The organism is Reichenbachiella sp. (assembly GCF_965223055.1).
Taxonomy (GTDB): domain Bacteria; phylum Bacteroidota; class Bacteroidia; order Cytophagales; family Cyclobacteriaceae; genus Reichenbachiella.
The window spans coordinates 358,740-373,464 of record NZ_CBDCVM010000010.1 but is presented as its reverse complement, the minus strand read 5'-3'; the positions used below and the strand labels follow the sequence as shown (position 1 = coordinate 373,464).

Annotated in this window: 12 protein-coding genes; 1 reads left to right on the top strand and 11 read right to left on the bottom strand. The window is 35.4% G+C overall.

Going from position 1 to position 14,725, the window contains the following annotated elements; all coding sequences use genetic code 11:
• Positions 1-5 precede the first annotated feature (5 nt).
• On the top strand, positions 6-1,016 hold the full coding sequence (locus ACOQO5_RS09495; protein WP_420581457.1) for a metallophosphoesterase family protein: 1,011 nt from the start codon (positions 6-8) through the stop codon (positions 1,014-1,016).
• Here ACOQO5_RS09495 and ACOQO5_RS09490 read toward each other — a convergent pair.
• From ACOQO5_RS09490 to ACOQO5_RS09440, 11 genes are all read right to left on the bottom strand, one after another.
• On the bottom strand, positions 1,013-2,470 hold the full coding sequence (locus ACOQO5_RS09490; protein WP_420581456.1) for a DUF5723 family protein: 1,458 nt from the start codon (positions 2,468-2,470) through the stop codon (positions 1,013-1,015). The two genes, ACOQO5_RS09495 and ACOQO5_RS09490, sit on opposite strands and share 4 nt — an antisense overlap.
• Entirely contained in the window at positions 2,467-4,065 is a 1,599-nt protein-coding gene (locus ACOQO5_RS09485) for a hypothetical protein (RefSeq protein ID WP_420581455.1), read from the bottom strand. The genes ACOQO5_RS09490 and ACOQO5_RS09485 overlap by 4 nt, the downstream gene beginning before the upstream one ends.
• 418 nt (positions 4,066-4,483) lie before the next feature.
• Positions 4,484-5,458, bottom strand: coding sequence for an NADPH:quinone oxidoreductase family protein (locus tag ACOQO5_RS09480; protein WP_420581454.1), 975 nt, complete (start codon positions 5,456-5,458; stop codon positions 4,484-4,486).
• Positions 5,459-5,469: 11 nt separating this feature from the next.
• Complete coding sequence (locus ACOQO5_RS09475; RefSeq protein ID WP_420581453.1) at positions 5,470-8,676, bottom strand: UvrD-helicase domain-containing protein; 3,207 nt, start codon at positions 8,674-8,676, stop codon at positions 5,470-5,472.
• Between the two features lie 11 nt (positions 8,677-8,687).
• Positions 8,688-10,475, bottom strand: coding sequence for an ATP-binding protein (locus ACOQO5_RS09470; RefSeq protein WP_420581452.1), 1,788 nt, complete (start codon positions 10,473-10,475; stop codon positions 8,688-8,690).
• 14 nt (positions 10,476-10,489) lie between these two features.
• On the bottom strand, positions 10,490-10,912 hold the full coding sequence (locus tag ACOQO5_RS09465; RefSeq protein ID WP_420581451.1) for a hypothetical protein: 423 nt from the start codon (positions 10,910-10,912) through the stop codon (positions 10,490-10,492).
• 50 nt (positions 10,913-10,962) lie between these two features.
• Complete coding sequence (locus ACOQO5_RS09460; protein WP_420581450.1) at positions 10,963-11,193, bottom strand: hypothetical protein; 231 nt, start codon at positions 11,191-11,193, stop codon at positions 10,963-10,965.
• Between the two features lie 56 nt (positions 11,194-11,249).
• Complete coding sequence (locus ACOQO5_RS09455) at positions 11,250-11,630, bottom strand: hypothetical protein (protein ID WP_420581449.1); 381 nt, start codon at positions 11,628-11,630, stop codon at positions 11,250-11,252.
• The gene (locus ACOQO5_RS09450; RefSeq protein WP_420581448.1) at positions 11,627-12,073 is read right to left on the bottom strand and encodes a hypothetical protein; all 447 of its coding nucleotides are present in this window, start codon (positions 12,071-12,073) and stop codon (positions 11,627-11,629) included. Before ACOQO5_RS09450 ends, ACOQO5_RS09455 begins: the two co-directional genes overlap by 4 nt.
• A gap of 39 nt (positions 12,074-12,112) precedes the next feature.
• Positions 12,113-12,547, bottom strand: a complete 435-nt coding sequence (locus ACOQO5_RS09445; protein ID WP_420581447.1) for a globin domain-containing protein — start codon at positions 12,545-12,547, stop codon at positions 12,113-12,115.
• Positions 12,548-12,829: 282 nt separating this feature from the next.
• Complete coding sequence (locus ACOQO5_RS09440; protein WP_420581446.1) at positions 12,830-14,680, bottom strand: tetratricopeptide repeat protein; 1,851 nt, start codon at positions 14,678-14,680, stop codon at positions 12,830-12,832.
• Between the last annotated feature and the right edge of the window lie 45 nt (positions 14,681-14,725).

Sequence of the window (14,725 nt, the reverse complement as noted above, 5' to 3'; positions counted from 1 at the left end):
ATGTGTTGGCTGAAAACATCAGCATTTTACTTTTGTCAGATACCCACATTGGATTTGACCATCCGTCTAATGACAAACCTGGAAAAAACAGAAGAAGAGGTTATGATTTCTTCAACAATTTTAAATTGATTGTTGACAAGGCCATTGATCTCAAAGTGAATTATGTCATTCACTGCGGAGACGTTTTTGAAAAAGCTTCTGTACCTACTTTTTTAGTTGATCAAACTTATGCAGAGTTTCTAAGAATCGCCAATGCAGGAATCCAGCTCTTTGTAGTACCAGGTAATCATGAAAAATCAGTGCTGCCTGCTTCTCTATTTTTGAATCACCCAAATATTCACTTGTTCGATGTAGCCAAAACATATTTTTTACCGAATATGTCGATTTCAGGATTTCCGTATTTCAAAGGGGACATTAGAGCAGAGTTTTCAACTATTCGTCGTAACCTGGAAAGTCATCTGAACGAGTCAGATTTCAATATCCTGTGTGTACATCATGCGATAGATGGTGTAAAAGCTGGTGCTCAATTTTTCGAATTTAAGAATAGAAAGGACACGTTGGCTATGAATGATCTCCCAGGATCATTTGATCTGATACTATCCGGGCATATACACAAACATCAAATATTGCACGCCACATCTGACTCAAAAATCCAAGTACCCATTCTGTATAGTGGTTCTACCGAAAGAACCATGTTCGATGAGATCAATGAAGCAAAAGGCTATCATATATTGAAGATTGAAGGCAAATCTATCAAGCATGAATTTCACACAATCAATACCAGGCCCATGCATCAAATTGATCTCAGACATGAATCAATTTCTTCTGAAGAGTTGAAAGGTCTATTGTCGAAACGTATGAAGCCTTTTGAACCTGACGCCATTGTCCAAATCAATTCAGATGATGAGGATTTATTGTATCAATTATCTCATCTAAAAACGAGTGGATTCTTTCCTGACACTATGAATATTGCCATAGCTGGCTTCTCTCAATTGCATCGGAAAAAAAAGCTTTAGTTTTCACTATCATTCAAATGCCCTAGATCATATTCATCCGGAAATGGGCCGAACTTTTCTTTCTGTGGTTTACTCTTTTCAGATTTTATTTTTTCTTGGGAATCTTTTTCTTTCTTCTCTGATCGACGACCAAATAAAAGATTTACACCAAATCGAACGTTCAGATTATTCATATTTCTAATGTCATTTATACCAATAGTATTATCCAGGGATGTGTATAATTGAATAATCCCAAACCGTGCGCCGACTGCCCCTCCAAGTGCAACTCCTTGTTTTGGCTTTTTAGAAATAGATCCAGACACGGTTAGCATTTTTCCTACATAATGGGTATATCCCAAACCATAAGTAAAACTAGCATCACCCAAATCATTTCTCGACATGACAGTAGCTGTTACAGTTCCTTTAGGGATTACTTTGTAGGATCCCGAAATAAAAACCCGAGTATTTAATTTCGACTTAAATTCTTCATCCTCAAACTCTCTATAGTCAAAAAGTTGCTCCAATGTGTCCTTAAGCACATCTCCTGCATTGTCCAAATCTCTTAAGTCCATTCCACCAAAAGTGGCCTCAGACTCAACGAGTTCATAATTTTTTATTCCTTCTCTCCAATTGATGCTGCCTATGTCATTCACCGAAAAAGCCACATTCAATTTTGGTGTGATTTGCATATCCGCTCCAAAATCGAATCCAAACCCATTGTTTCCATTCGACATTAAGTAGTCTGAATTATCAAAAGAATCTAAGCCTGCAGTTCGTAGAACAGAGTTATTGGTAGATATATTCACATAGTATGTGTCGGGATCTGTTAGAAAACTTACTGCAGCTTCTTTATCCACTTCAGCTTGGATAAAACCTTGTAGATATTTGAGTTTTAACCCGACTCTTAACTTCTTCTCTCCTAAAACTGACAGCTCATGTGAATACCCTACTCCATACTCACGATAGTAAGAACCTTGTCCTCGAAGGTTGTTTTCCGATACATTCTGACCCAAGAAATCTGCATTTCCTTCTAACAAGTACTGCAACAATTTCTTTGGATAAAAAAGACGACTCTTTACTCTTTCATTTGCAAACAACTGGACAGCTCCAGCTTTCCCAACATGAAAACCTACTTGGAGTAAGGAAATTGATCCATCAAAAGAGAGTCTATCCCCATCGTTAATATTTGAAAGTAAATGTTCAGTGTCAAATTGAACTGAATCCGTACCATCAATGGCTACAAACAAATCGTTATAAGTGAAGCTATTGTTTAGATTCGTACTAACTCCAGAAATAAGAGGTAGCGACACATAAAAATCTGCATCAGGAAAAAACACAGGATTAAAAATATTATTCTGAGGCGTAAGTTCTCCTAAATGGTAGAAAGACAAATCACTCTGAGCAAAGGCAACATGTGTAAACCCAATGAATCCGAAGCAAAGACTCAAGATTTTAGTTTTTAAATTTAAGATCATAGCTGTATAGTTACCTCACCCGCAAGTGACAGTTCGATATTTAATTTATAATCTGAATAAAGAGTCACAAAACGGTCATTCTCATGCTCGAATGTAGAAATGTTTGCTGTAGCTAAAATGTCTTTGGCATTGATAAGTGCTTCTATACCCTCAGCTGATAAGTCAATGTCCGAGTTAGAAATTTTAGCCTCCACTATCTTCCCATCATCGCCTACAGTGGGTGATTCTATTAATGCGGCATTTGGGATCTCAAAAAGCAAGTCACCTTGCTCATCGATAAACTTTAAATCAATATTTCCTCGAAAAGGAATTTCATTTGTCGATATAATATTAAACACCAGGCTTTCTGCACTTTCTATATCTAATTCACTCAATTGAAAATCAAAATCAACTGAAAACCCATCCATACGAAATTGCATAGGAATAGCTATTAAGCTTTCTATTTCTATCTGGCTATCTTCTAACAAGAAATTGCTAATACGACTACTTGAAGTTGGATTTGGAACCCCTGAAATTTCAAATTCCATGGACACTGGGGCTGAGTTTAATAATTCATCAATATTACTATTTTGATTATTCAACTCTACTGTATCCACTTTCACCTCTCCTTCCACCTCAGGTGACGAAACGAATCCATCAATTCCTGGAGGGTTGATTTCTTGAAGTAACAGTTCACCACCATCGCTAGCCATAGCTTTCAATTCATCAAATGAAAGCTCAACATCCATTCCATAAGAATTGGTAGATATTAAATAAACACGTGGGTCTTCTAGTTTTAAACCATCTCCGGAAAACTCATTAAAAGCAGTCATATCAATGGACTGATTTTGCAAATTGATTGGGTCACTTCCAAACTTTCCAAAAATTTTACTAAATCCTGGATTGTTATAAGCCAAATCAAATGTCATTTTCTGAGTTGGTAAAATTTCAGTTCCTGCTTCGAAGGTTATTGTACCTTCAACATGTACCTGAAATTCATTTTCGTCTGATGCGTTTTTATAAAATTTTGATTTGAGGCCTTCAAGAGGTCTTGAATATGAATCCATAACATCAGCTCCAGTATAATCCAGTTGGCGCGTGTTTGTCAGATCTTGATTGGTAGATACGATTTTTGTTCCTTCAATTGTCCAGGTATAATCTATATCTCCTTTGAATGTAGATAGCATTTCAAAATCCAGCGTACCCGAATTATAATACAATGAGTCGATCTCTTCGTCATTATTTGCCGGAAAGGAAAATGTGAATACTTCGTCTATGTCTATTTCGTAGCCTATAGGAGCAGATGGCACATTCCTATTAGGCGAAAACTCCTCTTGATTACTGACAGAATTTATGTCTATAAATTTCTCGTTATCATCATACAAAGTGTTTTCAGTAAAATACAGTGTCATAGATTGGTCTAACCCTGTACTAATCTCCACTGATTCGTCTTCTAAATCTTCCAGCAACTCTTGTACTGTATATTCAGAATAGCCCAAATTCAGAGCAAGGTTAGGAGAAATTGTACCTGATTTTATTTTCCCTAAGTCTTCGACATTACAGGAAGTACCTAAAAGGAAAGGCAACATCATTGCCCTTATTAAATTTTTTCTCATAGTCTTAAAAAGATCAAACGCAATATTACCCTACCACCAATAAAGAACTTATTCAATGCAAATATTTATGCGAGAGGATTGAATTTTTTCGATGAATAAGCATCCTGATCCCACCAAGACAAACAAATACTTGGACTAAACAAAGAGAGAGCTAACGGTAGAAAAATCAATTATTGGATGTTTTCATGTTGGTTTTGGATCATTTTTATTTCATCTTTTTGACATTACATTACTAATTCAGTATTTTAGTTAGAACAAATTGAACCTAACAAAGAACTTAATCCATTTTTCAAATTCCAATCTGCTTGTGAAAGTGATGAAAATTAGCTTTGGAACGTCAGTTTCAAGAAGTAGAAAAAGAAAAAAAGAGCCACATGTCATGTGGCTCTTTTGCTTTAGTTTCTTCTTAAAAAGATACTCAAGGAACAAAAATAATCTTGCCCTTCACTTTCTTACTTGTTAATTCCTGCATGGCTGAAGCAACTTCTTCTAAAGCATAGATCTTATGAATTTTTGCTTCAACCTTGCCCTCAACAAGCCATCGTACTATAGTCTTGAAGTTGTCAGCATTTACTTGAGGCTCATTTCTAAAGAATCCACCCCAGAAAACACCTATTATCGAACAGCCTTTGAGTAAGGGTAAGTTCATTGGAATTTTAGGTATTTCTCCAGCCGCAAATCCCACTACCAAGTATCTACCCTTCCAAGCCATAGCTCTCAATGCTGGTTCCGTATATCGATCACCAATCGGGTCATAAATCACATCAACTCCTTTTCCTTCTGTAAGTGTCTTCGCTTGAGTCTTAATGTCCTCTTGACTATAATTGATGGTTTGATCTGCTCCAATCGATGTACAATAAGCAAGTTTGTCTTCAGAACTAGCCGCAGCAATTACATTAGCTCCTAGTGCTTTCCCAATCTGTATGGCAGCAGTACCTACTCCTCCTGCAGCTCCCAAAACAAGTAGAGTTTCTCCTTTCTTTAATCCTGCACGATTGACTAAAGCATGATAAGATGTACCAAATGTCATCATGGTAGAAGCGGCTTGTTCAAAGCTAATCCCTTCTGGTAATGGAAAAACATTTGTGGCTTTACCGATAACTTCTTCAGCAAATCCTCCCCAACCAGTCCCTGCCATCACTCGATCACCCACTTTCAAATGGGTGACTCCTTCACCTACCATTTTCACAATCCCTGCTACTTCACCCCCTGGGGAAAATGGCATTTCAGGCTGAAATTGATATTTACCCTCTATGATCAATGTATCCGGAAAATTCAAACCGCTGGCTTTTACCTCGATGACCACTTCACCAGTGCCAGGGGTTAAAGAATCAATTTCTTTAACCACCAAACTTTCCGGAGGTCCATAAGATTCACACAAAACTGCTTTCATAGTTTTTATTTTTAATTTACGGCTAGCACATCAGGTTCAGATAAATAGATTAAATACCCATCAACATGATCATAGCCCATTTGACTAAGTATACTTTTATATTCACCTACTTGGTGAAGATGATTTTCTGATCTAGCACCTGTTTTATAATCAATTACAACAGCTTTATTATCTTTTACTATCACTCTGTCAGGCCGTTTTAGTTTTCCATCGGTCAATAGTATAGAAGACTCATTTTTCACTTCCCAAGAGAGATCAAACCAACCTGCTATTTGAGGTTTGTCCCATATTTCCCTCAATTTTATTTTGATGTCACTCATTTCTTGATCAGACAATCCAAATTTTATTTGGGCTTTATCCAAAGCCAACGTAAAATCCTTGCGTGAATGAATTTTTGAAAATATCCAGTGAATAATATCGCCATAATTGATAGACTCAACGATTGACTCCTCTAAAATCCGTGCTTTATGTCTCAACTTGAGCCTATCTACAGGAACTGAAGAGTTAACTGGCAACAAGCTCACCTGATTCAATAATTCTTTTTCGTAACTACTATAAGCTGGTAGTTTTCCAATTTCAATAGGCTCCAAATTTTCTTGAATCATTGACTTCTCTTTGACATAATTAAATAATAAATCGCCGACATGAGTGATCCTTTTTGATTTTGGATTGATTTGTGAAAGTATAAAAAGCGCCTCTTCAGTCCTCGTCAATGCCACATACAACAAATTCAAATTATCTAAATAAATGTCTGATTTTTCCAGATAATAGTCTTTGGCAAAAACTGTCTGAGACAAATCACTTTTGTATCTGACAGGCAAAAATGGAATCTGCTCCAAAACAGAAGAACCATTTGTATCACACCAAAGCAATTGTTCATTCGTTCCAGAATGATCGAACTTCCATTGACAATAAGGCACTATGACAACTTTAAACTGCAGTCCCTTGGACTTATGCACAGTCATCAGACGAATAGCTTCCTGATCCTCAGAAACTTGAATAGATCGATTATTATGATCTGACCACCAAGGTAAGAAGTCCGTTAAACTATCTTTTTCATATTTCAAATAATCCAAAATAAGATCTTGGAATGCCAAGACATAAGCATGGTCTTGTGGGAAACTGAATAAGCTAAAATGATCTATCAAAGTCTCTACCATTTGAGACATATTCATACGATTCAATTCACCTGCTCTGGCAATCAAAAGATCTATATGTATTTCAGAACCGCACCGATCTGCATATTGTTCACAGGCATAGTGCAATTGGGACAAGGCCAATGGTTGTTCGGTATTGGCTATCCAAGCCATACATTGCAGAATAAGATGTACAGCTGGATTGTTCTTTATATAAAGAGACTCGTTAGAAATAATATCATACTTATACCCATCATCACCAACCTTTAAAGCATGTTCCATCATACCTTGAGCAATTTTTCGTCCTTGAGGATTAGTCCTAACTAAAATGGCAATATCATTTAGTTGATAATTGGCATCCTGTAATCGTTGGATATGTTTAACCAGTTCTTGAATGACGAACTCATCGGCATCCTCTATTTCATCACTTTTTTCAAAGAATCGAATGTTAATTAATCCTTCTCCAGACTCATCAAAAAGTTGCTGTTCACTGTTTTGATAAACCGCCTTCATATTCAAATTAGCTTGAATGGCTTCGCCCATATTTAGTCCTAGATGACTCTCTAAAATTTCAGGAGCACTAATAAAGAGGTCGTTGTTGAACTCTATTATGTTTTGTTTACTCCTTCGATTAGTACTCAGTCCTTCATCTAGAATATGGCTTTCGCCAATATCTTTTCTTATCTGATCCAGAAGGATTTTCCAATTACCTCCCCGCCATCTGTAAATCGACTGTTTGATGTCTCCTACCACCATTGAGAAATTACCCGCACTCAAAGTATCTTGAATCAATGGTTTAAAATTATTCCATTGCAAGCCACTGGTATCTTGAAATTCATCGATCAAGTAGTGCTTATATCTTGTGCCTACTTTTTCGTAAATGTATGGCGCATCACTATCATTGATAATATCATTGAGAAAAACAGGAAAATCAGAAATCAGCAGTAAGTCATTGTCTTCGCGATAGTTGTTGATCTCATCAGATATCCTTGACAAAAGTCCAAAAGTGTAGATGTACTTGATGACTTGCTGGAGAGACTGAAATTCTATATTGTGTTCGTAATAAAAATCGATAGCGGCAGATAAATGATCGGCTAATCCCGAGGCCAGTGCACTTTCCACTGCTGCTACTGTCTCCGATCCCTTACTGTACCATTTACCTTGTTCCAGAGCATCATACACCCGCTTTCCAGGCTCTACAAACTCACCATTAATCACTTTATCCATATAACCGCCTACGCCTGCGGCTTTGTATGAAAAATCATCTCGAGATAAACTGAAATTTTCTAGATTCAATTTTATAGCTTCACCTATTTTTTTCAGTCCTAATTCAAGTTCCTTTCGCCTGCTATTGAGACTCAAAATAAAGTCTCCAATAAAATTGGGTTGATTCAATTGAGCAAACACTTTGTGTTTGTTTTGTACTAGAAACTCATTGAACAACTCACTTGACAAGCTTTTGATATCATTTCTTGTGTCCCACGATTTGCCTTGGTTGATTTGGTAAATAGCAAAATCCGTAAGCCATCGAATCAGTTGTGGATCGTCTGCCATTTCCAAAAGCATTTTATCTATGACTTCAGATATAACTTTAGGTTGATCCAATTCAATTTTAAAGCCTGTCTGAATACCGATCTCTCGAGCGAATGATCTTACAATGTTTTGAAAGAAAGCATCGATGGTTGTTACAGCAAAAAAGGAATAATTATGAAGAATACTTCGAAGCAAAGCATCAGATCTATCGGCAAGCTGCTTTTTATCTATATTCAATTCTCTCTGCAAATCAGAAGACATGGCATGCTCACCGTGAGCCAACTGTTCTAATGTCTCCAAGATTCGAGACTTCATTTCTTCAGTCGCCTTGTTAGTAAAAGTCACCGCAAGGACCGTTTTGAAATAATCTGGATATCTCAAAGCCAGGCGAATGTAGTTGTAGGTAAGTATGTAGGTTTTACCTGATCCGGCAGAAGCACGATATATACTGAAGTTTTTGATAGGCGTATAAATTAATACCCTTCTAAGAAAGGGTATTACCACCTTCAAAACAAAAAAGGCGAAGAAATTATTCTTCGCCTTTCCCAAACTGAATTAAACTAAGCCTCAATCAATTCCATATCTGCTATTTCTAATTGCAATTTCTTTATTATTTCGATGGTAGCATTCTCGACGTTTTTCAAATGCTCGATTTTAAATCCATATAAATCGTGATTTTTATTATTTTTTACAAAGGATTGTTTGCTTTCTTTCATCAATTTCATCAGCTCTTTTATTTCAAAATTGTTGATACTAGAATAAATTTTATGTCGAGTATTGCTCAACTGTTCAAAATCATCTGCTAATAGATTGGTAGAATATTCCTTTAAAAATTCTTCAAAAGCTTTAATAGACAGGTGTAGCACTTTTTTCAAGAAGGACTGATCACCTTTAGCTAACTTTTTTATATAATTGAATTTCAAATCTGAACCTTCTTGTTCAGAAATCATATCATTTGGATCATTTATTATATTTTGTTTTGAGCAATTTTCCGATCCCTGTTTTACAAATTTGGCAATAGTCCTAAACAACTCTGCAGGGTTAATTGGTTTAGAAACAATATCATTCATTCCTGCATCAAACACTTCAGATGACACCTCACTTATAGAGGCAGCAGTCAAAGCCACAATTGGCAGATTTCTGTATTTGTTTCTAGGGAGTTTTCTTATTTCAGAAGTAGCAATAAAACCATCCATGACAGGCATTTGAAGATCCATGAGTACGAGATCAAATTTTCCTGCTATCACCTTGTTAATAGCCTCCATTCCATTCTCTGCGAAATCGGTACTTACCTCCCATTCCGCAAGAAACTTCTCCACTACTAGTCGATTTACAGCAATATCCTCTACAATCAACACACTAGCACCTTTAAGGCTTAAATCTAGGTAGTTCGTGGATGCAGCTTGTCTTTCTCTAATCTCAAATTCATTTGGTAATTTAAAGGGAATTACAATTTTAAAATTAGAACCTACACCTAATTCACTTTCAACGCTGATTTCACCACCTTGCAATTCTATTAATTGCTTAGTTATGGTTAACCCTAACCCAGTACCGCCGAATTTCCGATTTATTTTTGAATCTGCCTGACTGAAATGTTCAAATATTTGCGTCAATTTATCTTCAGTTATCCCTATTCCACTATCAGAAACATTGACTTCCAACTCGATCATAGTCTCATCAATTGATCTATATTGAGCGTCTAGTCTTACAGTCCCATTCATTGTAAATTTGACAGCATTACTAACCAAATTATTTAGGATTTGTATGAACCTCGTTGGATCACCTATCAAAAAATCCGGCAAATTATCTTCAATAGATTTGATCAATTTACAATTTTGCTCGTTAGCCTTCATTCTCATTGATTCGAGCACACCACTAATTGAATGGCGAATATTGAATGGCGTGGATTCAAAATTGACTTTACCAGCCTCAATTTTATTGAAATCTAAAACATCATTGATTATAGCCAGTAAATTATCACCAGACCATCTGAGATTTTGGATATAGGTCATTTGATCTTGACTTGGAGATTCATGTGCCAAAATATGACCAATTCCGATAATGGCATTTAATGGAGTCCTGATTTCATGACTTATCATAGAAAGAAACTCTGCCTTCGCCTTTGTCGCCATTTCAGCCTTGCGCTTTTGCTTGTTAAGTTCTTCAATGATTAATTCGGATTCTTTCTTCTTAAATTTAATATCTTCACTGAGTTCGAGTAAAGCCACAAGAACCTCCTTATAGCTATCATCTTTCTCTTCTTCTATCATTTGTTCGGTCACTCTACTCTCACCGTTTGCGATATGCAAGAGTTCATCTAGTACCAAATTTTGAAAATCATTTCTCATATTGCCTGAAGGATTTAAATTCTGGCCAGGTTGATTATATCCAATACTTCTTCTTTACTACTATGAAATGTGATAAACTCAAAGTAATTCCTCATGAGCAGTTTTGAAGCCAACCTTAAAAAGGTCTGATCTTTTGTGACTATGTAGGCATGACGTAGCTTATTTTGGTTTACATTAAAAAATCTTCGACAAAGTTTTCTTTGAATAGGATTAAGCCTAATCTCTGATATTTTTTTTATATCAAATATGATATCAACTTTGTCAAATTCAGAAACCAGTTCATCGAATTTTTTATAAAGCTCAGGTATCTTTTTTTCAAAAGTTTGCTCAGTCTCTGACCAAATCAAAGTATTACCACTTACTTTTCTAATTCGGCTTTCAAATTCATATTCATTTATACTTTGAATTTCACAAAAAGTATTTTCATTTCTTACCATTGCATATTTGTTTTTAGCTGATTTTAAAATAAATAACAACAGAGTTATGCTCAGGAAAGCCTTTTCTGAGAAGGTTTGAGAAAACTGACTCCATAGATTTTAACTACCGTTTCATGCACGATCATTAGTTCATCTTTTGAAAACTTCAATTCATCGTCAGGATTCTCCAATTGTTCTAAGCTAAAGTTATCCATCCTCGGATACAAGGCCAGTACTATTCTGAGCCAAGCCAAAGGTGATAAGTTCTGTTGAGACCATTTTTTCAATTTGATTATCTTCAATATTATTTAATCGTTTTAAGTTTAGTTGGTACAAAAAAGCAACAGTATATTTTTAATTATTCTTTAAACAAATCAGTAAACCAGTTGAGTGGCCGTTTTAAAGTGTACGATATTTTCATTCTACCAGTAACCCGATCTAGCCATTCTATCTTAAATCCTTTTTTAGTTTTGAAATCGCTACTATAGGAACTTATAGCCTCAGGGATTACACAGTCATAAAGTTCCATGATGCATCTGTTCAAAACACTAATATGGTCTTCGTCAAACACAGATCGCTCATGAATATTAACAATAGATACCTTCCTATCACATTCAAGCAATTCAGGATAGCACCTTGAAATGATTATGAGCCAACTGGCCGAAGAAAAGGTTTCGATACACCAATTTTTTATCTTTAAAGCATTAGGCTTTCTATTCTTTGGAAAATTATTATTCATATTACCTGGGATTCAAATTCAATTTTTGATTCCATCGCTACTGCAGAAACAAGCGTCAAAAGTCTGTACCATGATATTGCAATTTCTTTTGTCCACAAACCTCTTAATGTAGACTTCATGGCTAAGAGATAAGCTTTCATCACTTTTTGTTCATCAGTCTTTTGGATGTACTGATGATCATTAAAAATACTCACAAGAGCTTTTTTAATACCTTCTCGAGCTACTATTAAATTATCAAGTGAGGCTACCACAAAGCCCATTACATATAATGCTTTATCTCCTTGCTTAATTATTCCAAATTCATTTTCAAATGAAGGAACGAGAGAAGGGTCTAATGAATGCAGATTGGAGTAAAAAGAAAATGCAAATTCATGAATATTTGGGGCCAAAACTTTCCATGTTTCTTTAATATTTTTTCGCTCTCTTATATTCAAATCTTTCATTTTTCAACAAGCTTCAATGAAATCCAAATAACAATCAACTTACTTCCAGAATTTCCAGGAGAATTTTTTCTTGGTTGCCCCTTCAATCATCATATCACCAACTGCCGAAATGAGTTTGTTCCAAGCATTTTCGTGTTCATTAGTCCACTCGTCATCCATGAATTGTGCGATAGCACCTACCAGAGCTTTTTGAACTGGTGGGTAATATTCTGGCAAAACCTTGAATTTTACATGTAAGGCCCCAAGCTTATGGATGGCATCTTTGATTTTGTCAACACGATCAACATTGGCCATCAAAAACCCCAAAGTCATCATGAGTTTTTCAGCTTGCTTATTCATGTCACCACTAAAAAGTTTTTTATATTCTGGCTTTGCATCAAATAGATCATCATAAAATTTCATTGCCAAAGGAATTGCATTTGGTGCTACCGTTTGCCAGCAAGATTTCACAAGCATTAGTTCTTTTTCATTCATATTACTTTTGTTTTAAACTTCTCAGTAAATCTAAAAAAGCAACACGCTAAGCACTTATTCTCTGAGTCTACAAATGGTATTCGTAGGTTTATTAAGCCAATGTTTAAGGTTTACAAATGGTATATTGGAGTGACAAAAAACCGTCAAAAAAACATAGATTACACACTTTTATAAAGTGTTGAATAAAAATCTTTCATCTGCAATGCTTGTTTACTAAATGCAGGTTCAACCCCAAAGAAAAGAATACATAATCAAGGCTGTACTAACTAGAAGTCATAGATACTAAAGCTCTTGCACATATTTGTTAAGATCATTGTGTTCTTCTAGACCGATCTTCTTTTTGATTCTGTATTTAATCATTACAGCACTTCTATTTTCAATATTCAATATGGTTGCAATTTCTCTATTACTTAGGTTTAGTTTTATGAGAGCACAAACTCTTTTTTCGTGGTTCGATAACTTATCATTAAGTCCTGTGAGTTTTTCATAAAACTCAGAATGGGAATTTGAAAAATAATTGTTAAAATTTTCCCAATCCTTCTTCAAGGATTTGTTCATCTTGATGGTCTGTAAAATCTTACGGTATTGAGGGTCCTGCTTTTTTGTTATGGTTTCCTTTACCTGATTCTCTAAATTATCCATCAAGTTATTCATATGAATCATATTGAGTGCCTGCTTGTATAGATCAGCCTGCCCTTGCTCTATGTCGCTCTGTAATTTGACTTGCTTTAATTCCTCTTTTCTAAGCCTACTTTTGTGCCTAGATATCATTGTCACAACCAGCAAAACAGCTACAACAGTGATAGCAATTATTAGTACCACTAACCGCTGTTTTTTCAGTGCTTCAAGTTCTTTGTCCTTTTGTAGAAGTTTTATTTCGCGCTCCTTTTCCAGCGTCTCCATTTTAGTATAGAGTTCAGTTACTTTTCTTTGATTCTCCTTATTAAACAATGAGTCCTCATAGGCATGATGTTCTCTTAGGTAAAACAATGATGAATCCAACACCCCAAGTTGCTCGAATGTATTTGACATTAAGCGAGTAATAATTGATGAAAATCGCTTGTGAGAGAATTGAGAAGTTGAGGAAAGTGCTCTTCTTGCATAGTACAATGTGCTGTCATACTTCATCTCATCATAAAACACTTCGGCCTTAATAATATCAAATTGTTCTTCAACACTGTTAATTCCTACACTATCAGCGAGTTGCAAGGCTTCTTTCATCATACTCTTTGCCAGCTCAATTTCTTGCTTGAGAACATAATATTGTGCTAAGTTTCCTAACGAAATTACTGCGGTACTATAGTTGCCAAATTTTTGTGAAGCCTCAAAAGCTTTCTTGTCATAATATATGGCGCTATCCAAGTCATCCAAAAGATTATAAATAGTTGCTAATCCATTGTATTTATTCATTTGACTTCGCCATCCGTTTTTTACATCTAACTCAAGGCCAATCTTAAAATGTTGCTTAGCTTTTTCAACATGGCCAAGGTATTTATAGCATAATGCTATATTGCCTAAGACTATTGAAGCGTTTAATGATTCCTTCTCTTCCACAAGATCATAAGCTTTGAGAAAATACTCCAATGCCTCAGAAAAATCACCTTTCATTCCATTGATACGACCCAAGGCATTCAGGCAATTGCGATACCTCTTAGTATCCCCTTCTTGATCAAACATTTTCATCCCTCTAAGCAAAAGTCTTTCGGCTTCATCAAAATTTCTTTTGTATATGTTCCAGGCTCCTTTTGTTAAATACAAGTAATGATATTTCGACTTAATAGTATCTCCGAAAAAATCATTCTTTCTAAATATTTCCTCAGCTTCTTTAAAGAGTATTTCTGCAGAATCAAGTTGAGCTTTATTTATGAAATAGCTGGATTGAACAGATAATGCTCTGGCTCGCCCAAAATCATAACCAATATCAATGCTTTTTTCAATTGCATAATTAGTCAGGATATATACGCTATCATTATTATTGTCTTGAATCAAATTGGACGCAACTAATATTACAGAGTCTATTTGCTGAGTAGAAATTTCTTGAGCAAGAGCATTAGGCAGGTTATGTATGAAAAGACTTGATATAAGGATGAACAAAAAAAGTCTTTGTTTTTTCAATTTTAGTAGCAGCTGCATTCTTTTTATTTGTATTGATTAGAGTTCAGAATTAAGTCTATCAGA